The sequence below is a fragment of the Shewanella sp. Isolate8 genome (genome assembly GCF_022398495.1).
GTDB classification, from domain to species: Bacteria; Pseudomonadota; Gammaproteobacteria; order Enterobacterales; family Shewanellaceae; genus Shewanella; species Shewanella aquimarina.
This window is the reverse complement of sequence record NZ_JAKEVI010000001.1, coordinates 557,368-579,750: the sequence shown is the minus strand read 5'-3', so window position 1 is coordinate 579,750 and position 22,383 is coordinate 557,368. Positions and strand designations below refer to the sequence as shown.

21 protein-coding genes are annotated in these 22,383 nt (G+C 55.1%); 14 read left to right on the top strand and 7 right to left on the bottom strand.

Going from position 1 to position 22,383, the window contains the following annotated elements; genetic code table 11:
* Positions 1 to 8 precede the first annotated feature (8 nt).
* The 4 genes from L1D43_RS02500 (at position 9) to L1D43_RS02485 (ending at position 2,595) form a co-directional block, all read left to right on the top strand.
* Positions 9 to 992: a cobalamin biosynthesis protein gene (locus L1D43_RS02500; protein WP_239849824.1), complete on the top strand. Its 984-nt coding sequence runs from the start codon at positions 9 to 11 to the stop codon at positions 990 to 992.
* 115 nt (positions 993 to 1,107) lie between these two features.
* Positions 1,108 to 1,497 carry a DUF2721 domain-containing protein gene (locus L1D43_RS02495; RefSeq protein ID WP_011864829.1) on the top strand — a complete coding sequence of 130 codons (390 nt, stop codon included), beginning with the start codon at positions 1,108 to 1,110 and terminating at the stop codon, positions 1,495 to 1,497.
* Positions 1,494 to 2,114, top strand: a complete 621-nt coding sequence (locus tag L1D43_RS02490) for a trimeric intracellular cation channel family protein (protein ID WP_041510316.1) — start codon at positions 1,494 to 1,496, stop codon at positions 2,112 to 2,114. Before L1D43_RS02495 ends, L1D43_RS02490 begins: the two co-directional genes overlap by 4 nt.
* A gap of 31 nt (positions 2,115 to 2,145) precedes the next feature.
* Complete coding sequence (locus tag L1D43_RS02485) at positions 2,146 to 2,595, top strand: nuclear transport factor 2 family protein (protein WP_223294798.1); 450 nt, start codon at positions 2,146 to 2,148, stop codon at positions 2,593 to 2,595.
* A 136-nt stretch (positions 2,596 to 2,731) separates the two neighbouring features.
* On the opposite strand, the gene tyrS is transcribed toward L1D43_RS02485, so the two are convergent.
* On the bottom strand, positions 2,732 to 3,928 hold the full coding sequence (tyrS, locus tag L1D43_RS02480) for a tyrosine--tRNA ligase (RefSeq protein ID WP_239849823.1): 1,197 nt from the start codon (positions 3,926 to 3,928) through the stop codon (positions 2,732 to 2,734).
* Positions 3,929 to 4,054: 126 nt separating this feature from the next.
* On the opposite strand from tyrS, the gene L1D43_RS02475 reads away from it, so the two are divergent.
* From L1D43_RS02475 to L1D43_RS02460, 4 genes are all read left to right on the top strand, one after another.
* Complete coding sequence (locus L1D43_RS02475) at positions 4,055 to 5,533, top strand: peptidoglycan DD-metalloendopeptidase family protein (protein ID WP_239849822.1); 1,479 nt, start codon at positions 4,055 to 4,057, stop codon at positions 5,531 to 5,533.
* 38 nt (positions 5,534 to 5,571) lie between these two features.
* The gene (locus tag L1D43_RS02470; protein WP_239849821.1) at positions 5,572 to 6,681 is read left to right on the top strand and encodes an anhydro-N-acetylmuramic acid kinase; all 1,110 of its coding nucleotides are present in this window, start codon (positions 5,572 to 5,574) and stop codon (positions 6,679 to 6,681) included.
* A gap of 113 nt (positions 6,682 to 6,794) precedes the next feature.
* Positions 6,795 to 7,166, top strand: a complete 372-nt coding sequence (locus L1D43_RS02465; protein WP_239849820.1) for a DUF2750 domain-containing protein — start codon at positions 6,795 to 6,797, stop codon at positions 7,164 to 7,166.
* Positions 7,167 to 7,197: 31 nt separating this feature from the next.
* Positions 7,198 to 7,701, top strand: coding sequence for a hypothetical protein (locus L1D43_RS02460; protein ID WP_239849819.1), 504 nt, complete (start codon positions 7,198 to 7,200; stop codon positions 7,699 to 7,701).
* Positions 7,702 to 7,849: 148 nt separating this feature from the next.
* Here the strand turns inward: L1D43_RS02460 and erpA are convergent, their stop codons facing one another.
* Both erpA and L1D43_RS02450 read right to left on the bottom strand, forming a co-directional pair.
* On the bottom strand, positions 7,850 to 8,200 hold the full coding sequence (erpA, locus tag L1D43_RS02455; protein ID WP_011864821.1) for an iron-sulfur cluster insertion protein ErpA: 351 nt from the start codon (positions 8,198 to 8,200) through the stop codon (positions 7,850 to 7,852).
* The gene (locus tag L1D43_RS02450; RefSeq protein WP_239849818.1) at positions 8,193 to 9,110 is read right to left on the bottom strand and encodes a DUF6776 family protein; all 918 of its coding nucleotides are present in this window, start codon (positions 9,108 to 9,110) and stop codon (positions 8,193 to 8,195) included. Before L1D43_RS02450 ends, erpA begins: the two co-directional genes overlap by 8 nt.
* Positions 9,111 to 9,185: 75 nt before the next feature.
* On the opposite strand from L1D43_RS02450, the gene L1D43_RS02445 reads away from it, so the two are divergent.
* Entirely contained in the window at positions 9,186 to 10,895 is a 1,710-nt protein-coding gene (locus L1D43_RS02445) for a chloride channel protein (protein ID WP_239849817.1), read from the top strand.
* 257 nt (positions 10,896 to 11,152) lie between these two features.
* On the opposite strand, the gene L1D43_RS02440 is transcribed toward L1D43_RS02445, so the two are convergent.
* Positions 11,153 to 11,659: a 2TM domain-containing protein gene (locus tag L1D43_RS02440; protein WP_239849816.1), complete on the bottom strand. Its 507-nt coding sequence runs from the start codon at positions 11,657 to 11,659 to the stop codon at positions 11,153 to 11,155.
* Between the two features lie 422 nt (positions 11,660 to 12,081).
* On the opposite strand from L1D43_RS02440, the gene L1D43_RS02435 reads away from it, so the two are divergent.
* From L1D43_RS02435 to nhaD, 3 genes are all read left to right on the top strand, one after another.
* Positions 12,082 to 13,101 (top strand): aspartate carbamoyltransferase, encoded by a 1,020-nt coding sequence (locus L1D43_RS02435; protein ID WP_041510307.1) that lies wholly within the window; start codon positions 12,082 to 12,084, stop codon positions 13,099 to 13,101.
* A 27-nt stretch (positions 13,102 to 13,128) separates the two neighbouring features.
* The gene (gene hemL, locus L1D43_RS02430) at positions 13,129 to 14,415 is read left to right on the top strand and encodes a glutamate-1-semialdehyde 2,1-aminomutase (protein WP_041510306.1); all 1,287 of its coding nucleotides are present in this window, start codon (positions 13,129 to 13,131) and stop codon (positions 14,413 to 14,415) included.
* A gap of 499 nt (positions 14,416 to 14,914) precedes the next feature.
* Positions 14,915 to 16,162, top strand: a complete 1,248-nt coding sequence (gene nhaD / locus L1D43_RS02425; protein WP_041510305.1) for a sodium:proton antiporter NhaD — start codon at positions 14,915 to 14,917, stop codon at positions 16,160 to 16,162.
* 95 nt (positions 16,163 to 16,257) lie between these two features.
* Here nhaD and L1D43_RS02420 read toward each other — a convergent pair whose 3' ends face one another.
* Positions 16,258 to 17,385, bottom strand: coding sequence for a general secretion pathway protein GspB (locus tag L1D43_RS02420; RefSeq protein WP_239849815.1), 1,128 nt, complete (start codon positions 17,383 to 17,385; stop codon positions 16,258 to 16,260).
* Complete coding sequence (locus L1D43_RS02415) at positions 17,385 to 19,121, bottom strand: ExeA family protein (protein ID WP_239849814.1); 1,737 nt, start codon at positions 19,119 to 19,121, stop codon at positions 17,385 to 17,387. The genes L1D43_RS02420 and L1D43_RS02415 overlap by 1 nt, the downstream gene beginning before the upstream one ends.
* A 188-nt stretch (positions 19,122 to 19,309) precedes the next feature.
* Here L1D43_RS02415 and L1D43_RS02410 point away from each other — a divergent pair, with 188 nt between their 5' ends.
* Positions 19,310 to 20,551 carry a multifunctional CCA addition/repair protein gene (locus L1D43_RS02410; RefSeq protein ID WP_239849813.1) on the top strand — a complete coding sequence of 414 codons (1,242 nt, stop codon included), beginning with the start codon at positions 19,310 to 19,312 and terminating at the stop codon, positions 20,549 to 20,551.
* Positions 20,552 to 20,760: 209 nt separating this feature from the next.
* On the top strand, positions 20,761 to 21,027 hold the full coding sequence (locus L1D43_RS02405) for an Lpp/OprI family alanine-zipper lipoprotein (protein WP_011864811.1): 267 nt from the start codon (positions 20,761 to 20,763) through the stop codon (positions 21,025 to 21,027).
* Between the two features lie 358 nt (positions 21,028 to 21,385).
* On the opposite strand, the gene L1D43_RS02400 is transcribed toward L1D43_RS02405, so the two are convergent.
* Positions 21,386 to 22,327, bottom strand: a complete 942-nt coding sequence (locus tag L1D43_RS02400; RefSeq protein ID WP_239849812.1) for a L,D-transpeptidase family protein — start codon at positions 22,325 to 22,327, stop codon at positions 21,386 to 21,388.
* Between the last annotated feature and the right edge of the window lie 56 nt (positions 22,328 to 22,383).

Genomic DNA, 22,383 nt, shown 5'->3' with positions numbered 1-22,383 from the left:
GCGACCCGATGCACGATATCATCCAGCAACTACTGCTCGACAGCCCCTTCTACCAAGGGGCTGCCATCTTGTTGGTGGCGATCTTCATGGCGCTGCTGGCGCCGCTGCCACGGGAATATCAGGCCTTCTACTGGTTTTCCCTGCTGGCACGCAGCCTGTCGGCCAAGGTGGCTCGTAGCGATCGCTCCCCTGGCCAGCAGCGCCTGGCCGGTAGCCTGTCTGTGCTGCTGCTCGTGTTGCCCTTCTGGCTGATCTTAAGCTTCCTGCTGGAGCTGGCAGCCTTTCCCTGGTTCTTCGAGTGTCTGTTTCTCTATCTCTGCCTGTGCGACGAGCAGTTTCACAAGGTGGCGGAGGAAACAGGCCAGGCACTGGAGCGCCAGGACAAGCAGCGCGCCCGTCGCCTGCTGAGCCAATGGGTCTATCGCGACACCCGAGAGCTCTCGGAGGTGGGCATGAGCAAGACGGTGATCGAGAAGCTGATGACCACCTCCATCTATGGCACGGTCGCCACCATCCTCTTCTACGCCGTCGGCGGTGCCCCCCTGGTACTGGGCGCGCGGATGATCAAGCAGCTGGAATACACCTGGCCGGCCCTCAACCCACAATATCGTGAGTTCGGCCGTCCCGCCTATTTGCTGAGCTATCTCATCTACTGGTTACCCACCCAAGCCTGGAACTTCACCCTGGCGATCCAGGGTGGCCCAGGCGCCTTGGTGCAGATGTTAAGACCCGTCAAGAGCCCGCTGCCGATAAACAATCATCTAACCACCTGCGCCCTCGCGGCAAAAGTGCTCGACACTGAGCTGGGCGGCCCGCAAAAATTTGCCGGTAAGAGAGTCGATATCGCCCGTATCGGCACTGGCCCCAAGCCCACGCCTCACACCATCTCGGCGGCGCTGAAACTGCTGCGCCTGAGCAAGGGCATATGGGTGCTCTCGGTACTGCTCATCCCCAGCCTGTGGGCCATGCTACGCCTCCTGGCGCACGCTTAATCGCCACATCGACACCCTGGGTCTCGAGCCCGGCGCCTTTTAACTAGACAAGCCAAAAACCCTTGGTATTATTCCCCTCTGGCGGCAACATATTGACACAATAGGCATAACGACTTTGTTTGAGAATCTTCACATTTCCCTGACCACACCGGCGCTGCTGTTTCCGGCGATCTCACTGTTACTCCTGGCCTATACCAACCGCTTCTTCTCGCTGGCGGCACTGATCCGCAGCCTGAGCGCCGAGGGCAAACCTGTGCACTCGGGCCAGCTGAAAAACCTGCGTCGCCGCATCGTCATCATTCGCCGCATGCAGGAGGCGGGCGTCTCTAGCTTCGCCCTGTGCGTCCTGTGTATGATCTTCATCTATGTGGGCTTTAACAAAACTGGCTCGGTCATCTTCGGCTCCAGCCTGCTGCTCCTGCTCTACTCCCTGTTGCTGTCTGTGCTTGAGATCCGCATCTCGGTCGATGCCCTCAACTACCACCTGCAAGAGCTAGATCAATGAAGGAGTGGATCTACTTTTTCGACCTCTGTGGTACCGCGGTATTTGCCCTCTCTGGCGCCTTAGCTGCCGGGCGTCATCGCATGGATCCCTTTGGGGTGATAGTGCTGGCCTCGGTCACCGCCATTGGCGGCGGCAGCATACGCGACGCGCTGCTCGGCACCACACCGGTATTTTGGATCCGCGACCCCAACTACATCATAGTGATATTGGCTACCGTGCTGCTTGCGCTTATCTTTATTCGCAAGCCCAAGAAGGTGCCCCAGTACACGCTACCTGTGGCCGATGCCTTCGGATTGGCGCTGTTTACCGTGATCGGGGCAGAAAAGGCACTCAATCTTGGCCTCAGCGGCATGATTGCCGTGGTGATGGGCTTGATAACTGGCGTCGGAGGCGGCATTATTCGAGACGTACTCTGTCGCCAGATCCCCATGATATTGCGCACCGAAATCTATGCGACCGCCTCGATATTTGGTGGAATAAGCTATACCTGTGCCATCACCTGGGGCTTGGCCGATAAGGTGGCTCTGGCCATCGCCATGATAAGCGCGCTGGTCATACGACTGGCGGCCATCAAGTGGCACCTAAGACTTCCGGCGTTTGAATTAAAGAAAACATAAGATGATCAAGCAGTTTTTAGTTAGCATTCTGATGATATTGCCCCTGGCTGCCCAGGCGGCTCCCGGCGATATGCCCGCCGAGCAGCAGATGGCGATCAAGTATATTCAAGCGCTGACGGATCATGACTACCGCACCCTGGCCTCCTTCTACAACCGCGACAGCGTGTTTAAGGATCGCACCGCCAGCAAGACCTACACGGGTAGACGAGACATCATAGAGTTTTTCGAGCGTGCCCATCGCGGCGTGCTGGAATACGACTTCAACATAGAACACATGTACAACTCGGGCTCTCTGGTGGTGATGATAGGCAACTATCACTATCGCGGCCCTGGCAGCCTGTTTGGCAAGCCAGGTAAGGTGATCGAACTGGCGATCCCAGGGGTGACCACGGTCAAACTGGATCTGGCCAACCACAGGGTAAAGGAGCATGAAGATCTGATGGACTATCAGACCATGCAAGACCAGCTCGCCACCCAGTAATACAGTGCCACCAGCCTTCAGCCCGCTATATTGATCGCTAAATTGCTCGTGCCAAGCGAACATAAAAAGGCCTGCATCTGCAGGCCTTTTTATCGATTTCATCTAAGCATTAACCCCCGAGGGGTTAGCCAGGTCGTTACACCAGGGTGATCTTGGCAAACTTGCGCTTACCTACCTGGAACACGCCCGTCATGCCGGCGTTAAGCACTAGGCGGCTGTCTTCAATCTTGTCGCCATCCAGCTTAGCCGCGCCCTGCTTGATCATACGCATCGCCTCAGAGGTCGAGCTGACCAGGCCTGCATCTTTGAGCACGTTGGCGATGCCGATACCGTCACCGGCGGCAATCTCGATCTCCTGGATATCATCTGGGATCGCGCCCTTCTGGAAGCGATTGATAAACTCCTGATGCGCCGCCTCGGCAGCCGCCTCGTCGTGGAAACGGGCGATGATCTCTTTCGCCAGGGCTATCTTCACATCTCTTGGGTTAGTGCCGTTGTCGACATCGCTCTTAAGCTGAGCGATCTCTTCCAATGGACGGAAAGAGAGCAGCTCGAAGTAGCGCCACATCAGGTCATCTGAGATAGACATGATCTTGCCGAACATCTCGCCGGCTGGCTCGCTGACGCCTATGTAGTTGTGGGCAGACTTGGACATCTTCTTCACGCCGTCCAGACCTTCCAGCAGCGGCATCATGATCACCGCCTGTGGCTTCTGACCCGCCGCTTTTTGCAGCTCGCGGCCCATCAACAGGTTGAACTTCTGGTCGGTACCGCCAAGCTCGACGTCGGCCTCCAGCGCTACCGAGTCATAGCCCTGCAGCAGTGGATACATGAATTCGTGGATGGCGATCGACTGACCCGAGGCATAGCGCTTCTTAAAGTCGTCACGTTCCATCATGCGCGCAACTGTCTGCTGTGAGGCCAGACGGATCATGCCCGCCGCGCCCAGCTCCTCTAGCCAGCTCGAGTTGAACTCGATACGGGTCTTGGCCGGATCCAAAATCTTGTAGACCTGCTCCTTGTAGGTCTCGGCATTCGCCATGACCTGCTCGCGGGTCAGCGGCGGACGCGTGCTGTTCTTACCGCTCGGGTCACCCACCATGCCAGTGAAGTCACCGATCAGGAAGATCACCTCATGTCCCAACTCCTGGAAGGCACGCAGCTTGTTGAGGATCACAGTATGGCCAAGATGAATATCCGGCGCGGTTGGGTCGGCCCCCAACTTGATGCGCAGAGGACGTCCCTCTTTTAATTTTTCCAGCAGATCCGATTCGAGCAAGATCTCGTCGGTACCACGTTTAATTTCTGCTAATGCTTGGTCTAAATTAGCCATCTTGGCAGCTACTCCTAAGAGCCGATAGGTAAATAATGGGGACTAATGTTACTTGTTAGCCAGCACAAATGAAAGAGTGTACACTAACAGGATCGGCTTAAGTGTTAGAAATTGGTATCGGAGTCAATGGGAAAGATCATCACACTCTTAAAACTGTTACCCAGATTGCATCAAATCGTATTGAGTGTCTTAGTGATGATCACCATAGGCGTGATATTTCTCCCCTCCGAAGATGCCGAGGCATCGCGCAACACCAAGACGGCACTGTCGGGCAAGATCCGCCTCGGCGAGCAGGCCGGTAACGGCCCGTCCAGCGAAGACTCAGACAATGACATCAAGACCAAGGGCAACGCCTACCCCATTCCGCTGGCCTTTCGTACGCCTGAGCCACCCAGCGCCGATGAGATTGCCCGCAATACCCAAGAGAGCGGCAGCCTAGACCTTAACGGCAATCTCGACCTAAATGAGAGCGCCCTGACTCAGGTAGCTGCGACCCCAGTCGTCGCCGAGCCCGAAGAGGAACGGGAGACCAGCGAAGACTTTACCGTGCGCAGCGGCGACACCCTAGCGGCCCTGTTTAAGCGCGCCGGCCTGAGCGCCCGCGACGTGTATGAGATCACTCAGCTACCCAAGGCCAAGAAGAACCTGTTAAAGATCCTGCCCGGCGAAGAGATCAGTATCGTCAAAGACGATGCCGGTCAGCTCAAGCGAGTGGTCTACCATCTTGACCCCATCTCGACCCTGAAGATCTGCAAGGACGATAAGGGATACAGCGAAGAGATCATCAAGAAGACGGTGGAAAGCCGCACCAAATTTGCCAGCGCCACCATCAGCAGCAATTTCTGGAACGCCGGCGTCGGCGCGGGCTTAACGCCCAACCAGATCATGCAGCTGGCCACCATCTTCGGCTGGGATATCGACTTTGCCCTGGATCTGCGCCAGGGCGACAATTTCGCCATCCTGTTTGAAGAGGAGTATGCCGACGGCGAGTTCCTGCGTAACGGCAATATCCTGGCCGCCGAGTTCTACAACCAGGGCGATCGCTACACGGCGGTGCGCTATAAGGACGGCAACTACTATTCCGACGAGGGCCGCAGCATGCGTAAGGCCTTCCTGCGCTCGCCGGTGGACTTTAAGTATGTCAGTTCAAGCTTCAATCCGCGTCGCCTCCACCCAGTCACAGGACAGGTCAAGGCCCACAGAGGCGTGGACTATGTGGCGGCGGTCGGCACCCCCATCAAGGCCGCGGGTAAGGGCCGGGTGATCAAGTCCGGCTACAACCAATACAATGGTAACTATGTCTTCATTAAGCATAATGAGACCTATACCACCAAGTATCTCCATCTCAAGAAGCGCAAGGTCAAGCAGGGACAGACGGTGAAACAGGGACAGATCATCGGCACCCTGGGCTCCACCGGTCGCGTCACCGGCGCCCACCTGCATTACGAGTTTATCGTTAACGGCGTGCACCGTAATCCGCGCACGGTCAAGCTGCCCCAGTCTCTGCCCATAGATCGCAAGGAAAAATCCAGCTTCCTCGCCCTGAGTAAGCAATTGATGGCTAAACTTGAACAGAACAAGCAGGTGCAATTGGCCTCCCAGTGAGTCTCTCTTTTTGGGTCAACAGACCCCAGGACACCTAGATGAGCAAACATTACTATATCGGCCTGATGTCGGGCACTAGCATGGATGGCGTCGACGCCGTACTGGTCGACTTCACCGACGATAAGATCACCCTGGTCGACACCCATACCGAGCCCCTACCCAGCCATCTGCTGAGCGGACTGCAGCGCCTGTGTCAGTCGGGCTCAGATGAGATCAACCGAATGGGCATACTGGATCGCAGCGTCGGTAAGCTGTTTGCCCAGGCCGTCGAGGGTCTGCTAGCCAAGAGCGGCATCGACAGACATCAGATCATGGCCATCGGCAGCCATGGCCAGACGGTGCGCCACATGCCCAACCTGGAGCTGGGCTTTACTTTGCAGATTGGCGACCCCAACACCATAGCCGCCCTCACGGGCATAGATGTCATCGCCGACTTTCGCCGCAAAGATATCGCCCTGGGCGGTCAGGGCGCGCCTTTGGTGCCTGCCTTCCATCAGGAGCTGTTTGCCCGCACAGGCCATCAGCGGATGATCCTCAACATAGGCGGCATCTCTAACATCACCTATCTGCCGGGGGATGCCAGCGCGGTCATCGGCTTCGATAACGGCCCGGGCAACACGCTTATCGACACCTGGATAAAGCAGGTGCAGGGCGAGGCATACGACAAGGACGGCGCCTGGGCGGCCAGCGGCAAGACAGATGAGCAACTGCTCAAGCAGATGCTGTCGCACTCCTATTTCTCCCTCAGCGCCCCCAAGAGCACGGGACGGGAGTTGTTTAACCAGGCCTGGCTCGAGCAGCAGACCGCCGATTTCGGCTATCTGCATGAGGCGGATATTCAATCTACCCTGCTGGATCTCACCTGCCACAGCATCGCCAATGACTGCCGCAAGCTCACCGATAAGGCCGAGCTCTATGTCTGCGGTGGCGGCGCCTTTAACACCGAGCTGCTCAGCCGCCTGGCCAAGCTGCTGCCCGGCTATCAGGTACATACCACCGCCAGCCTAGGGATAGATCCTCAATGGGTAGAGGGCATCGCCTTCGCCTGGCTCGCCATGCGCCACAAGCTCGGCCTGCCCGGTAACCTGCCTGCGGTCACGGGCGCCAGCCGTGAAACTGTGCTCGGCGGCCTGTTCCCCGGCAACTAAGCATGATGCCCTAACTTGCGCCCTAGCCCACGTAAAAAACGGTTAGCGAGGGGCGCAAGCGATGTTATCATGAGCGCCAATCGGCCCAGCCACAAATAAATGAAGAGACTGCAATGACCAAGAGTGCAAAAGATGCCAGCCAGATGACCCCAGAGGCCCGTTACGACTATCTCGTCGAGCAAGCCAAGGCCACCAAGACACTGTGGACCCTACAGGATGTCGATGGCTGCGTCATGCTGACCACAGAAGATGAAGACTGCATCCCAATGTGGCCATGTGAAGAATCCGCCAAGCAGTGGGCCGTCGACGACTGGGCCGACTGCATCCCTCTGGCCATCCCGCTGGACGAGTGGCTGGAGCGCTGGGTGCCTGGCATGCAGGACGATGACCTGTTTGTCGCCGTGTTCCCGGTACAGGACGATCTAGGCGTGGTGATCCCGCCCTATGAGCTTGAGCAGCGCCTGACGCCTAAACCGCGTCACTAACCGGCCAACGTTAACGCTATCGGTTCAGATAATGGAAGAGAATAAGGTGTCGATGCCAGAGATGACTGAGACAAACAGCCAGGCTGACAAGGCACAAGCCGTTGAACTCACAAAAGCCGCTAGTCAGCAGCCAGTGAAGGCTAAGCTGCCCAAGCGCCTGCTCGCGATGTTGCTGCTCCTGACGCTGGCCTCTGTCAGCGGCTTGATGGCCAAGCAAGGGGTACTGTTTTGCATTCTGACCCTGCTGATGGTGATTGCCGTGCTGGGCCGGCAAAAAGCCGGGCTCTATATGCTAAGGGGCTACACCATTATCCAGCTCGCGCTGGTGAGCCTGCTGCCGGTGATCTTATATGACCCCGACAACCTGGTGGCCGGTCCGTCGACCTTTCACCTGGGCGATTGGCAGGGCAAGCTGCCCGATTGGTTAGTGTTCACTGTACTGATACTGCTCGCGTTGGTGCAGGTGTGGATAGCCTTTACCCCTAAGGTGAAGGCCTACTGCCATATCAAGAACAGCATGAATATCATGAAATAGGCCAATCGGTATTGGGCTAATACCAATCACAGTATTTACAGTGATCAATCCTTATTACGATTGGTATAAAAATGACACAAAAAAGCCAGCTATGCTGGCTTTTTGTTTATGCGCTCATCGGCGGCATTCGGTTCTCGCTACGGGAGGCTTAAACCGAGAAGCTGGCACCACAACCACAGGTGGTGGTGGCGTTAGGGTTCTTCACGAAGAAACGTGAACCTTCAAGTCCAGAGGTGTAATCCACTTCACCGCCTACCAGGTATTGCAGGCTCATAGGATCAACAACCAGTTGAACCCCTTGTTTCTCAACGGTAAAGTCACCTTCGTTGACCTTCTCATCGAATGTAAAGCCATACTGAAAACCTGAGCACCCGCCGCCGGTCACGTATACACGTAACTTAAGCGCATCGTTTTGCTCTTCCTCCAATAAGGTTTTTACCTTGGCTGCTGCCGCGTCGGTAAAACGAATTGGCATTGTATCTTCAGCTTGTTCAGTCATTACTACCTCTTACATCGGTTTGCTGAGCGGAATTATCCGATACCTGACTATTTTGTTCAAGTAATAGTCGTGGCTCTGTTGAAATCTGTGACCCTTCGCCCTCCTCGGCGGGGGCATAAGCCTCGTCCGCTTGGGGCTCCTCTATCGCATTAGGCTCACCGCCGGAGCGGGCGCCCACCTCGCTATCTGGCTCTGGTGTGGCAAGAAGTTCCTGGGCGCTGAAGCTCTGCTGCGCCTTGGCGCCCTTGCTCCAGCGGCTGGCGGGCACTATCACCTCAGTCTCCACCCGAGACAGCTCGAAGCCGGTCGGCAGGGTGATCTGCGCCTCCAGGGTCTGAAAATAGCGGAAGCTAAAGGCAAACTTGGCATCGGTTAACGCCGACAGTGGCAGATTCACCATCTTACCCTGCTGCACGCCGACGAACGCCAGCTTGGCCTGGCCCTTCAACGCCTGCTTGCGTTTCTGCAGCTGAGTGAGCACTAACTTGACCTGAAATTGATTGGCCAGCGGGCCCGGGGTCATCTCCAGGCCGTGGATGGCAACGCCATCGGCCTGATGCTCGGGCGCCATGATGCTGCGATAGAAGGCGAGTTCTCTGTCCAGCGACTTCTGTTTCTGATGCTGCTCGAGAAACATCTTCTGCATGTTGCTGTTGGCTTCACGCTCCAGGGACAGCTCGAGATTGCGCGAGGCCAATACCTCGGCCTGCTCCTTGAGCGCCTGGCGTAGCTCGGCTTCTTTCGCGGTGGAATGCGTCTGTGTCACAGAATGATTGGCTGACCAGAGGTCCCAGGTTAACACGCCGAGTAAGAAGGCGACGATCACTAAACAAAACAGATAAACACTCGAAGGTCTAATTTTTCGTTCGAGCACTTGCATGCGATCGACCCAGCGATGATAATTTGGCATTAAGTACTAGCCCCTTATGATAATTTCTTCATTCGCCCCGCGAAGCGTTACTAACGATTGATCCGGAAGGTTACTGTGCAGCTCAGAATAAACAGCGCCATACAGCAATGCCAGAAATACCTGAATACCGACCTCAAAGACAAACTGGCCCAAGCCAAGATCAGCGTTCAGCTTTGTGGCCTCGCCCTCGCCTTCGCCCTGGTGGCCTCTGGCGTGATCATCCTCTTTCGACTTCTGCTGCAGTGGCTTAACCACCTCACTCAGACCCAAGAGTGGCAGTTTACTGGCAACTTAGGTGACTGGCGAGTCCTATTGCCACTTTTAGGGGCGATCTTAATCTGGTTTGTGGCCATTTTGGGATCTAAGCGCTACAAACGCATGGGGATCGCCTATGTGATGCAAAGGATGAAACTGCATTACGGCAAGATCCCCCTGCAGTCTGCGCCGGGACAATTTTTCCAAGCACTGTTTGCCCTGGCGACCAACTTCTCCGTAGGCCGCGAAGGCCCGGCGATTCACCTGGGCGCGGTAAGTGCCAGCGTGATGGCGGAGAAGTTTAAGCTGCCCGACAACAGCGTGCGCATCATGTGCGCCAGCGGCATCGCTGCCGGCATCGCCGCCACCTTCAACGCCCCTTTAGCGGCGGTGATCTTCGTCTTCGAGGTGATACTGAGGGAATACAAGGTACATTACTTCTTCCCCATCATGCTCTCGGCCATCTGCGGCGCTCTCTCCAGCCAGCTGGTATTTGGCAATATCCACGAATATGACCAGATAGGGGTCAGCAGTATTCCCCTGTCGCAATATCCTGTTTTGGCACTCTGTGGCGTCACCTTAGGTTGTATTGCCGCCCTGTTTAATCACACCCTGCTGAAAGTCACCGCCAAGGGGCAGCAACATCCTCTGCTCTTACGCCTGCTCCTCGCCGGGCTTATCACCACCATCATAGGCTTCTTCCTGCCCCAGGCGCTGGGCAGCGGCGACTTGGCCATTAGCCACGCCATTAGCGAACACCCCAGCCTGGCGCTGCTGGTCGGCTTGTTGCTGGGCAAGATAGTCGCCACCATAGCCGCCATCGGCCTGGGCATTCCCGGCGGCATCATAGGTCCGCTTTTTGGCATCGGCGCCCTGATTGGCGCCATCTTGGCCGTGGTCAGCGCCATGTTGTTTCCCACCATCACCCCCTATGTGGGCCTCTACACCATCATAGGCATGACGGCCATGATGGGGGTCTGCCTCAGTGCGCCTCTGGCGGCACTGGTCGCCCTACTGGAGCTGACCAATAACGCCGCCATCATCTTGCCCTCTATGTTCGTGACTATTCCGGCGTTTCTAATAGCCCATCAGGCGTTCAATACCAAGTCGCTGTTCTACAAGCAGATAGAGTTGATGGGACTGGACTATAAGGTCTCCTCGGTCAAGCTCGGCCTGCAGAAGAAGGGGGTACGCGCCGTGATGGACAAGCGCTTCGTGATTGTAAGAGACAACGACGAGCTGCTGCTGGAAGTGCTCAAACGCGCCGAGGGCCGCTCGGTATTGATGCAAAATAATCAGGGCCAGATGGAGATGTTGCACCTGGAGCTGCAGGTCTCCGAGGAGATGAGCACACTCACCCGCCATCCTATCGAAGGCGTTGTCGACACAGCTACCCTGAAGGAGGTGTACGATATTCTGTCCAAGGAGCGTCGCGGCGAGGTCTTTATCTATCAGGACAAGCGTGAAAATGTAGTAGGGGTGATCAGCTGGGTGATGCTACAAAAAGAGATCAACCAGGGGCAGATATAGCAGGCGCCAGCTTTTATAAACCAGGCATAGCGGCACCTGCTAAAGACCTAAATAACCTCAACTCCGGATAATCTAAGTCTCTCAGCACGGCTCTTTTAGCGCCTAACGTCGTTAAAATCAACGCAATAGACCAGCTATTGTCTTATGATTTTGCCTTGTTTTGCATCTAAAATGGCCGCACTGAGTCATGAGATAATATTGCTATTATGCAAATCAAAGAATGATAGCCTTTCTTATCCAGAGTTCAGGTTAAATAATTACAGTCTACGCTTGAGTCGCTTCTCTATCTGACGCTTCTCCCAAGTCGCGCCAAACAGGCTAAAGGGCTCGAATACCGAGATGGCGTGCAGCACGGCCCCGCCGCCCCAGCCCAGCACGACCCACCAGACCCACATATAACCCGGGCTTATCATCAGATTCAGCAGATAAAGCAGTGGTAAGACAATCGCCATGGTCACCAGATTGCTGTAGAAGCCTTTAAGCTCTTTGACATACTCGATGGCGGCGCGCTCATCATGGCTCACGGGCTGCAATCTTTCCTCAGTTGCGTCCTTGGTTTGCTTATCCATTGTCGTATTCATATCCATCTCCTGTTGCAGCGCCTCCAGTGGCACCTCAAATACTGCGGCTAAAGATTTCAATGATTCGAGACTCGCCTTCTGACCACGCTCTATACGCTGTATGGTGCGCACGTTAAGGCCCGAATGCTGCGCTAGTTGTTCCTGCGACCAGGCCCGCTGAAGACGTAATTTACGAATGATCATTGTTTTCCTTAACCTCGTTAAATTGGAGATGCCAGCTTAGTCCTTGCCGGTTTGTCCCACCACGGCACCTAAGCGACTTTAGCACGACTGCTACACGACATAAGCACGACACGCCTATGACACTCATTTATTTTCAATAAGTTATAAACAGGAGGCAAGCCGCGCACGATGGAAAAACAGGATTTACCAAGCGGGGCGATGGCCAGTTGCTTGCCCCTGCTTGATGGCCAATTTGGCCCGAAGGGCTTTGGCCGCAAGCCTTGGCCCAGCAAAGCTTGGGCCAACACGCAAATATGCTCGGCAAGTTATTCCACCGCCTCGCTATGTCTGGTATAGTGTCGCCTCAGCCACCCTACATAACTTAGGGCGAAATGACCATCTGCTTCGGCCATTTTGCCCCCCGAAATTGGAAATAAAGGCTGATGACTCAGTTTCAAGGTTCACACATCCTCTCGGTAAACCAACTCAATCTAGATGCCGTTCAAGAGATCTTTAGCGTTGCATCGCGAATGACTCCCTATGCCCTCAGACAAAAACGTACCACGGTACTCGATGGCGCGATTCTGGGTAATCTGTTTTTCGAACCCAGCACCCGCACCCGAGTCAGCTTCGGCAGCGCCTTTAACCTGCTGGGCGGCAAGGTCAACGAAACAGTTGGTATAGGCACCTCGTCGTTGTCGAAAGGCGAGTCGCTCTACGACACCGCTCGCGTGCTGTCGAGCTACTCGGATGTGATTGCCATGCGCCACCCCGATGCTTACTCGGTCAGAGAGTTTGCCGAAGGCAGTCGTGTGCCCGTTATTAACGGTGGCGACGGCCCCAACGAGCACCCAACCCAGGCACTGCTGGACCTGTTCACCATTCAGAAAGAGCTGGCCGCCGGTGGCCGCACCATCAGCGGCATGCACATTGCCATGGTGGGCGATCTCAAGTTTGGCCGTACGGTACACTCGCTGTCGCGCCTGCTGTGCATGTACAAGGATGTGAGCTTCACCCTGATCTCCCCCAAAGAGCTGGCAATGCCAGACTATGTGATCGATGACATTGAAAATGCTGGGCATAAGATCACAATAACAGATCAACTTGAAGGCAATTTAGATCAGGCTGATATACTCTACCTGACGCGTATTCAAGAAGAGCGTTTTCCTTCACAGGAAGAGGCCAACAAGTATCGTGGTAAGTTCCGATTAAACCACAATATTTACACACAGCATTGCAAATCGAATACAGTGATCATGCATCCGCTGCCTCGCGATTCGAGAGAACAGGCCAACGAGCTGGACAACGACCTCAACAGTCATCCAAACTTGGCCATCTTCAGACAGGCAGACAACGGATTGCTTATCCGCATGGCGCTGTTTGCGTTGACATTAGGTGTTGATTCACAGTTGGAACAGCACGAATGTCCGGTAAATTGGTATTCACAAAAAGCCGATTTTTAATCTGGCAACGACTTTAAAGGATCTAGAATGACCCGTTCTGAAACCCTATTTGAGCAGGCTAAGAAAACTATCCCTGGTGGCGTAAACTCACCCGTGCGTGCCTTCAACGGCGTCGGTGGTTCACCACGTTTCATCGAGAAGGCTGACGGCGCCTACATCTATGATGCCGACGGCAAGGCCTATATCGACTATGTTGGCTCTTGGGGCCCGATGATCTTGGGTCATAATCATCCAAAGATCCGCCAAGCCGTACTGGACGCGGTAGAAAATGGTCTCTCTTTCGGCGCGCCAACCGAGCTTGAGGTGCGTATGGCCGAGAAGGTGATCGAGATGGTGCCTTCGATGGAGCAGGTTCGCATGGTGAGCTCAGGTACCGAAGCCACAATGAGCGCAATCCGTCTGGCACGCGGCTTTACCAATCGCGACAAGATCCTCAAGTTTGAAGGCTGCTACCACGGCCACGCCGACTGTCTGCTGGTAAAAGCAGGCTCTGGTGCCCTGACCCTAGGTCAACCAAGCTCACCGGGCATCCCAGAAGATTTCGCTAAGCACACGCTGACCGCGGTTTATAACGAGCTGGAATCGGTTAAGGCGCTGTTCGAGCAGTACCCAGAAGAGATCGCCTGTATCATCCTTGAGCCGGTTGCCGGCAACATGAACTGCATTCCGCCTATTCCTGGCTTCCTCGAGGGTCTACGCGCCCTGTGTGACCAGTATGGTGCCCTGCTGATCATCGACGAGGTGATGACAGGCTTCCGCGTCTCTAAGAGCGGTGCGCAAGGCCACTACGGCATTACCCCTGACCTGACCACACTGGGTAAGGTTATCGGCGGTGGTATGCCAGTCGGTGCCTTTGGCGGCCGTAAAGAGGTGATGCAGTTCATCGCCCCTACCGGTCCCGTGTATCAGGCAGGAACCCTGTCGGGTAACCCGATCGCCATGTCGGCGGGTCTGGCACAGATGGAAGAGCTGTGCGCCGAAGGCCTGTATGAAGAGCTGGCTGCCAAGACCAAGCGTATCGCCGAAGGCTTCAAGGCCGCGGCCAACAAGCATGGTATTCCGCTGAGCATCAACTATGTGGGCGGCATGTTCGGCTTCTTCTTCACCGAACTGGAAAAGGTTACCCGCTTCGATCAGGTGACTCAGTGTGATGCAGATGCCTTCCGCGCCTTCTACCACGGCATGCTGGACGAGGGTGTTTACCTGGCACCTAGCGCCTATGAAGCAGGCTTCCTCTCTATGGCACACGGCGAGAAGGAACTGGAAGAGACACTAGCCGCTGCCGACCGTGTGTTTGCCCGTATGGCGAAATAACTCACGCCGCGAGTGAAGTGATAAGAGTGACAATGATCAAAAGGACGCCCAGGCGTCCTTTTTTGTTACCCGGCGTTTACCGACGACGCACGCGATGCTCAAGCTAAATTCACCCGAGATCAAGCGGCCTTTACTCGATAAACCTGGCCAGCTGCCGTTCGTAAATAATTTATTCCACTCGATCAGTCGCTGACAGTAGAGACTATCGCGACATGAGAAATTATCAGCAGGATTAACCAAGGGGTAAGCGGTGGGTGATGAGAATTCAGCAGCTTTCACCACAGATTCAAGGAATCAAAAAATATTCCGCTAGTTCAAAAGGCTAGGCGTGCGCGAGATCGCATTTTTCAGCGAAATTAGACTAAGGTAACACTTGCGTATTATCTCATCCTATGGTCAGATCGCCGCCTAACACAACAACCTTAACCAAACCTTGATGTAAATCATGCCGCCTCTACTCTGCCGGGCGAGATTTAATATCAGCCGTAGGAACAAATGTATGCTCAACATTTTCCTGATCACACTTGCTGTGCTAGCGCTATTAAGCATTATTTTTGAGGAAGTTACCCACATTAATAAGGCTAAAACCACCCTCTTTTTCGGCTGTATCGCCTGGATCACCCTGTTTGTTGCGGCGCGGGATCCTAGCCACCAGCATCTAGTGGCAGAGGAGCTGGACCACAACCTGCTGGAAATCGCGACGCTCTGGCTCTTCCTGATGTCGACCATGACCTTCGTGGCCTACCTAAACGCCAAAGGCATGATTCAGATCCTGGTGCAGAAGCTGTTTCCGCAGAAGGTCTCTGTGCGCATGCTGATGATACAGGTGGCCCTCTTCTCCTTGGTGCTGTCGGCCATCTGTGATAACGTGACCGCGACCCTGGTTTCGCTGGGCTTGTTGACCACCTTCCAACTCGAGAGTCAGATGAAGCGCCGCATGTCGGTACTCATCATCTTCGCGGTAAACTCGGGCGGTGTGGCGCTGATCACCGGCGACGTGACCACCCTAATGATCTTCCTCGGCGGCCATGTCCATATCTCGCAGCTACTCCTGCTATTTATTCCGGCAGCTATCAGCGTCATGCTGCTGGCGGTACTCTTCTCGCTAAAGGCGGAAGGCCATGTGAGCACCACCCCCATCAAGCGTCAATACAGCAAGCTGGATGTATTTATTGCCCTCATCTTCCTGATCACCATCATAATGACTATGGTGCTCAATATCTTCTTCGGTATTCCGCCTGTGCTGACCTTCCTGTCGGGCCTGTCGGTGATGTTCCTGATGGGCACACTGCAGCGCAGCAACAAGGAGGAGTTACAGATCCTCGAATATATCCGTCAGGTGGAGTTCGATACCCTGCTCTTCTTCCTGGGTATCCTGCTGCTTGTGGGCATGCTGAAAGAGATTGGTACCCTACATCTGCTGACCGATGTGTATGCCAAGTTTGATCCTAACATCTCTAACTTCGTGACGGGTATCGGCTCGGCAATTCTGGATAACGTCCCCCTGACCGCGGCGCTGCTCAAAGCAGAACCTGTGCTTAACACCCCAGAGTGGTTAGGACTCACCTACTCGGTGGGCGTGGGTGGCTCGCTGCTGGTGATAGGTAGCGCGGCGGGTATCATCGCCATGAGTAAGGTGAAAGAGCTCACCTTCGTCACCTACCTCAAGTACGTACCCGCGCTGGCGCTGTGTTATACCTGTGGTTACGGCCTGACCCTGCTACTGGCCTACGAATTCTACGGCTAGAGGTGTTGGCAACAGCCAAACATGAAAAAGGCGATGAATGATTCATCGCCTTTTTTGTATCATCAAAAGTGCTCACGAGTCGCGCATAATGCTCGCTAGATAGCCGGCACCTTAAACTCTGTGCCCGCCACCTCTAACACCACGTCTCTTGGGCGTATCTCGACTATCTTGAGCTTACCGCCAATCATGTCACCCTGTTGTAACTCGGCGCCATCCACATTCAACCAGCGGTTCTTAGGATCGTTGGCATAGACATGAGCCAGAATGTTGAATTCGGGCACCTGTAGCTGGATCCCCGCCGGCAACTGACCATACTTTGGCAGCTCATCAGGTTGGGGCGAGGGAATGGGATCTAACTTAGGCTCGGTCACAGGAGTGGCAACGGCGTTCTCCTTCTCCACCTCCTTGAGCGCCGCCTCGAAGGCGGCCACCAGCTTGCTGGTATCCTTCACTACTGGGCGCTGCTGGGATGCAGGCTCTGCTTGTTGCTCAATTGCCTGGTCGAAAGCCTCTGCTAAGTCTTGATTTGCGCGCTGCTCCTCGGCATAAGTTGACTCCAGGCCGACATCGGCCGCCGCCTCATCCACCTGTGCCTTGAGAGAGCTGAGCAGCTCACGCCCACGCTGGTTGGCGTTGGCGCCTAATATGATCGGCTCATCTGCGCCCTGGTTATTTGCATAGCCCTGATTACTTGCGGCGCTAGTGTTTACGCTGCTTTGATTTGCACGGCTTTGGTTTATACCGCTTTGCGCGGCCTGCTGACGCCTTGGCTGAGTGGTAGATGCCGTCATGGGTTCACTCGTCCGGGCTTGAGCACTGGGGCGCTCCACCGGCAATGGCAGGGCGACCTTACCCGCCAGTTTGATGCCTGTCTGAGGATTCTGCTCCAGAGTCAGCTGAGCGGTCTGCTGTTCAGCCACGCGCTGTTGCTGGGACAGTTGCTGGGGCAGGGCTTGTGTCTGCATCGCTGAGGTTTGTTGACTAGCAATGTTAGATACGGTAGATACCGAAGCGGCCTGCTTTTGCGCGCCCAGCTCTCCCTGAACGCTGAGCACCCAGGCAAGGGCGATGGCTCCGCCAAGGCCAGTACCTAACAAGCCTAATTTGACGATCAGGGGCCACCTTGGCTGCATCGCTTCATACTGGGCCCTTGGGGTGATCACAGGGTCTAGCTGCTGATCTTGCTGTTTCGCGCGGGTCACCGCATCGAGAAGGATAGACATCAGTAGCGACCCTCGCCTTGCACTCTTCCCTGCAATCCCACTTGCTGCTCCTGCAATCTCGGGCCCTTATCGCTGAGGTAGAGATTGAGCTGCACTAAGGTCTGGCTACCGGCGATGGCATCGGCGCGCAGGCCATGCTGACGCTGGAAGTCCATCAGGGATTGCTCCAGCTCGGCATCGAAATAGTCGACCAGACGGGCGGGCTTGTTCTGGATCTGCGCCAGGGCATTCTCCAGCCACTGGATCTGCGCCGGCGCCGAGCCTCGGCCTATCTCCTTAGGCTGATAGCTTGGTGCCTGCCACAATAGCTCGAAGGTACCGGCAAAGTGGCGGGTAAACCAGTCTCTGTCGACCCATAGCTGCTGCTCCGCCAGTTGCAGCAACAGCTGCTCGCCCTGGCGAGACACGACTGTGCCGTAGAAGGGCTCGCCGCGCTCATCCTGCAAATAGACCACGGCCGGATAGTTGAGGCGTACCAAGGAATGCCAGTTACCCTGCTGCTGGAAGCAATCCAGCCCCTGCTGCTTGGCCGACTGACAGGCGGTCAGGCCAACATAAGGTGCCTTATCCCACAGGCCGAGTATGGCGGCATAGGCGGTGTCTATGCTGCGGCTCTGATTGATCGCCTGACGCAATATGCGCTGATCGGCGCTCAGGTTGGCATTGCTCTCTTCGACTTGACGGCTTGCCTGATTGTTCTGAGTTGGTTGCTGGACGGCTTGTGAATGGTTCTGATTGGCCTGCTGCGCACCGGTAGCACTCGGCTCATTGGTCTGCACTGCGCCAGTCTGGGCCATATTTGCCTGAGCTGTGTTTACCTGAGCTATGCCGCCTTGCCCCTGCAGATTAAAGAAATAGAAGGCTCCGGCAAAGGTCGCCAGGATAAGCGTTGCGGCCGTCGCTGGCCACAGCAGTTTGCGCTGCTTGAGCTCCTCGCCCAGGACTTCGCTGGCGGCGGTTCTCACCATGTTGGCGTCGATAGGCACCTTAGACTGGGCATAACCTGCCATCAGGGCACGTTCACACAAGAGGTTAATAAGTCGCGGGATGCCGCCACTGTATTGGTGGAGCGTCTTGATGGCGCTGCGGTGAAACAGCGGCTCGTGACGTCCGGCTACCTGTAGCCTGTGCTGAACATAGAGGGCAATCTCCTGCTGGGTCAATGGCAGCAGGTGATAACGTGCGGTGATGCGCTGGGCCAGCTGTCTGAGCTCCTGACGCTTGAGCAGCTGTTGCAGCTCGGGCTGACCAATAAGGATCACCTGCAGTAGCTTCTTGGTATCAGTCTCCAGGTTGGTCAGCAGCCTGAGCTGTTCCAACACCTCGGCCCGGAGATGCTGCGCCTCGTCGATGATAAGGACGGTATTGCGCCCCTTCTCATGGTTGGCCAGCAGAAACTGACTCAGCTTATCGGTGAGCTGTTTCAGGGTAGGCGACTCACCATAATGCACCCCCAGCTCGTCACACAGGGTGGCAAGCAACTCGAGTTCGGTCAGCGAGGGGTTGAGGATGAAGGCGGTATCGGTATTCTCGGGCAGCTGGTTGAGCAGGCAACGCGACACTGTGGTCTTCCCCGTGCCCACCTCGCCGGTTAACAAGACAAAACCACCGGTTTCACCCAATCCATAGGTTAAATGTGCCAACGCCTCTCTATGTCTGTCGCTCAAGAACAGATAATGAGGGTTGGGTGCGATCGAAAACGGGTTATCGCTTAGTCCGTAAAACGCCTTGTACATGCCGCCTCAGTCCCAAAATAATAATGACGATTCAAATTAATCCCTAGGGGAGACGTTGTCAAAACTTCCCCCCATTTAATTGCGCCACAGCAGCACCTAAAGCCAGCTATCGAGGTGGCGAAAGGATGCGGCCCGACGACTTGCCATGATAAGCTTAGGCCAAATATAAAGTTATCCCTTGGTGAGACGTGAAGATCTATTTAGTTGGCGGCGCCGTCCGCGACCAGTTACTCAATATTCCCATAAAAGATCGTGACTACATGGTGGTGGGCGCCACGGCCCAAGAGATGCTCGACAAGGGTTATAGGCAGGTCGGCAAAGATTTCCCCGTGTTTCTCCACCCCAAGACGCAGCAGGAGTATGCCCTGGCGCGCACCGAGCGCAAGACAGGCGTCGGCTATGGCGGCTTTAGCGTCTACGCCGCGCCGGATGTCACCCTGGAGGAGGACCTGCTGCGGCGCGATCTCACCATCAATGCCATCGCCCAGGATGAACAGGGGCAGATCTTCGACCCCTATGGCGGCAAATCCGATATCGAGCGGCGCCTGCTCAGGCATGTGTCCGACGCCTTCGTAGAAGATCCGCTGCGGGTGCTCAGAGTCGCCCGTTTCGCCGCCCGTTTTCAGCCGCTGGGCTTCAGGGTAGCCCCGGACACCATGGCGCTGATGCAAGAAATTGCCGCAAGTGGTGAGCTTGAGGCGCTAACGCCAGAGCGCGTATTTCAGGAGCTGGATAAGGCGCTTGCCACCGAGGCGCCGCAGGTGTTCTTCGAGGTGCTCAGAGAAGCCGGCGGCCTGGCCATATTGTTTCCCGAGATCGAGGCGCTGTTTGGCATCCCCCAACCCGAGCAGTATCACCCAGAGATAGATACCGGCATACATACGCTCATGGTATTAGAGCAGGCGGCCAGACTCAGCCAGGACAAACAGGTACGATTTGCCGCCCTGGTACACGACCTGGGTAAGGCGCTGTCTCCCAAGGAGCATCTGCCTAAGCATCACGGCCATGGCCAAAAAGGCCTGCCGCTGATCCGCGCCCTGTGCGAGCGCTTTCGTGTCCCCAACGACTATCGAGATCTGGCCCTCCTGGTGAGTGACCAACATCAGAATATCCATAACGCCTTCGAGCTACGAGCCGAGACTATCGTCAAGCTGTTCGACAAGGCCGATCTCTGGCGTAAGCCCGAGAGACTGCCGCAACTCCTGCTGGCCTGTGAAGCCGACAGCAAGGGACGTAAAGGTTTAGAGGACAGTCCCTACCCCCAAGGGGCCTATGTGCAGCACTGTTTTGAACTGGCTCGCAATGTGGCGATAAAACCTATCATAGAGGCAGGATTTAAGGGCGCCGAGATCAAGGCGCAGTTACACAAGCAAAGGGTCGAGGCTATCGCCCAGTACAAGGGAAAAACCGCCTTAAATGCAAAGCCATAGCTAAGTGTTCGTTAAGTTTTAGTGATCATAAGCCAAAATTTGAGCAAAAACCCTCGACAGGCTTGATTTTGCACAATCATGAGATATTGTATTACGACCTTAGGGTGAAAATTCATAGCAATATAAATTGGCTATGACATAATTAACCAGTTGCAGTTGTACTTTTCGGCTGCTCCATTTCAATCCAACTTATTTAAAGGGATTTCCCAATGAACAAAAAAGTACTGATGATTGCTGGCGTAGCAATGACTGCCCTTCTTGGTGGTTGCGCAAACACTACTGCTCTAGAAGAAAGCGTTGCTAACCTAGGCAACAAAGTTGACCAGTTATCTGCTGAAGTTAGCTCTCTGAAGTCTGAGCAAGGTGCTCTTGCTGCTGACGTTAAAGATGCAAAAGCTGCTGCGATGGACGCACAAGCAGAAGCTAAGCGTGCTAACGACCGCATCGACAACATCGCTTCTTCTTACAAGAAGTAATGTGTCTGTATCGGCAACACACATGTGTTGCCGATATGTTTTCCCCTCGGTTTTACCCCAAACTCGTTTCCCCAAGACTTAATATCTCCCCACGCTCCTAAGCCCCAGTTTTTCTCACTCATTTAAGCTAATCCTTTGCGTGAATCCTTTGAGCTAAGCCTTTGAACTAGTCATATGACTTGCCTTATGAGACTGTCTTTTAAACAAATCGCTTAGACATCCAGGGTTGACCTAAACTCGCTGACACTCACGCCACACTAGCCTTAGAAAAACGCCCATAAAAAAGGCGCCCAATGGACGCCTTAATCATTTAGCATGAGTCGCTCAACGCTAAACCTATAGAAGCTAAGCCTAAATCCTAGGGGGTTACCTCTAAGTCCTGAGACGCCGTCAGCGGTGGATGAGAGATCACCATAGGGATACCGTTCTGCGTCAGCAGGGCATCATTTGCCCTAGTATTGTCGACGCTTTCCTGACTGATAAACTTCACTACCTTGCTGCTCAGGCTGATCACCTTCTCACGGGGCTGATCTTCCGTCTTAGACAGGGGCGAGTGCACCTCGATGATCTGACGGCCATCGGGCTCCGAGGCAATCTTCACCGTCTGGTTGATCACCCTTACGCTGTCGCCATATTTGGCCTGGTGGAATAGCCACTCGATATCATCGGGATTGAGTCTGATACAACCGGCACTGACACGCATACCTATACCAAAATCCTTGTTGGTGCCATGGATCAGGTAGCTGCCGTCGCCATAGGAGAGCTGCATGGCATACTTACCCAGCGGGTTATCAGGGCCTGCGGGCACCACGGGAGGCAATACCTCGCCTCGCTCACGCAGGTGCTCGGCGCGCAGGCTCGCCGGCGGCGTCCAGCTCGGATTAGGAATACGCGCCTTGATCTTAGTGGTCATCTCTGGGGTTTCACGACCGATACGGCCAATGCCCACAGGAAAAACATGCACCTCACGACCATTCTTGGGGAAATAGTAGAGACGCAGCTCTGGCAGGTTGATCACTATGCCCTTGCGGGGCACGTCTGGCAGCAGCATCTGGGTGGGGATCACCAACTGGGTACCCGGTGTCGGCAGGAAAGGATCCACCCCAGGGTTAGTTTCCATCAACTCCAAGATACCGATATTGTATTTATCGGCGATGGTTTTGAAGTAGTCCCCCTTCTGAACCACATGGGTCTGCAACTCGCCGACGAGGCGACCGCCATTGGCTGGCAGGGAGTAGACATTGGCAAGTAACTGCAATGGCGCGAGACTCAAGATGAGCAACAGCAATTTACGCATCATCGAAACGGATTTCCAAAAATCGAGTTAAAGGTTTGGCTCAAAGGGTAACCCGAGCC